The following is a 1,449-nucleotide window of genomic DNA, read 5'->3' on the forward strand; positions in this document are numbered from 1 at the left end:
CGCCTGGGCGGCGTGCCGCGGCGCCGCGCGCCATCGCCATCGGCAGTTCTACCGGCGGACCGCAGGCGCTGGCCGCCCTGGTCGGCGCGCTGACGCGGCCGCCGCCGGTGCCGGTGCTGGTCGTGCAGCACATGCCGGCCGGCTTCACGACGCTGCTGGCCGACCATCTGCACCGGCTGGGCCGGCTGCCCTGCGCCGAGGCGACGGAGGGCACGCCGTTGCTGCCCGGGCGGCTCTACCTCGCGCCGGGCGACCGCCACCTGCTGGTGCGGGAGGCGGCGGGCGGGCTGCTGGCGAAGCTGTCGGACGGTCCGCCCGAGAATTTCTGCCGCCCGGCCGTCGACCCGCTGCTGCGCAGCCTGGTCGCCGCCTGCGGGGGGCGCGTCGTCGCGGCCATCCTGACAGGGATGGGTCATGACGGGCTGGAAGGCTGCCGCGCGTTGCGGCAGGCCGGCGGCACGGTGCTGGCGCAGGACGAGGCAAGTTCCGTCGTGTGGGGCATGCCCGGCGCGGTGGCGCGGGCGGGGGTGGCGGAGACGCTCGCGCCCCCGGAGGAGATCGCGGCGCGCCTGCTGGCCGCCTGCATGGAGGGAGTTGCCTGATGCAGCCCGGATTCGCGGAGGTGGCCGCGCTGCTGCGGCGGCGCGCCGGCATCGTCCTGACGGAGGACAAGGCCTATCTGCTGGAGACGCGGCTGGGCCCGGTGCTGACGCGCTTCGGCCTGGCCTCGCTGCGGGCGCTGGGCGAGCGGCTGCGCGCCCTGCCGGGCGAGGCGCTGGAGCGAGCGGTGGTGGAGGCGCTGACCACCCATGAGTCCAGCTTCTTCCGGGACGGACGCCCCTTCGAGCATCTGCGCGCGCTGCTGCCACGCCTGGCAGCCGGCAAGCCGGCGGGCGAGCGGCTGCGGATCTGGTCGGCCGCCTGCTCCACCGGGCAGGAGGCCTATTCCGTCGCCATGCTGGCGGCCGAGGCCTTCGGTCCGGCTGCGGCGCAGCGCGTGGAGATCCTGGGCACGGATATCTCCGGCGAGGTGGTGGCGCGCGCGCGGGAGGGGGCCTTCACGCAGTTCGAGGTGCAGCGCGGCCTGCCGATCCGGTCGCTGATGCAGCATTTCGTGCAGGACGGCCCGCGCTGGCGGGTGAACGCGGCGCTGCGCGCGCTGACGCGCTTCGAGGAGCGGAACCTGCTGGCGGATTGCGCGGCGCTGGGGCGGTTCGACGTGATCTTCTGCCGCAACGTGCTGATCTACTTCGACGCGCCGACCAAGACGCAGGTGCTGGACATGCTGGCGCGGCAGCTGGCCGGCGAGGGCGTGCTGTATCTCGGCGCGGCGGAGACGGTGATCGGGCTGACCGAGCGGCTGGCGCCGCTGCCGGGCGAGCGCGGGGTGTATGGGGTGGCGGCGCGGCGCGCGGCGGCGTGACGCCGCCGGCCAGTCGCCGCCCCGCA

2 protein-coding genes are annotated in these 1,449 nt (G+C 75.7%); both read left to right on the forward strand.

Features of this window, described 5'->3' with window-relative positions:
* On the forward strand, positions 1-602 hold a 602-nt coding region (locus OZN99_RS31445; protein ID WP_270939123.1), incomplete at its 5' end, for a CheB methylesterase domain-containing protein.
* Positions 602-1,423, forward strand: coding sequence for a CheR family methyltransferase (locus tag OZN99_RS31450; RefSeq protein WP_270939124.1), 822 nt, complete (start codon positions 602-604; stop codon positions 1,421-1,423). The genes OZN99_RS31445 and OZN99_RS31450, both read left to right, overlap by 1 nt.
* Positions 1,424-1,449: the final 26 nt, after the last annotated feature.

Source organism: Falsiroseomonas oryzae, assembly GCF_027856955.1.
Taxonomy (GTDB): Bacteria; Pseudomonadota; Alphaproteobacteria; order Acetobacterales; family Acetobacteraceae; genus Falsiroseomonas; species Falsiroseomonas oryzae.

Excerpts from the sequence above, each read along its gene's own strand:
- OZN99_RS31450 (WP_270939124.1), top strand. The coding sequence starts at position 602 with ATGCAGCCCGGATTCGCGGAGGTGGCCGCGCTGCTGCGGCGGCGCGCC.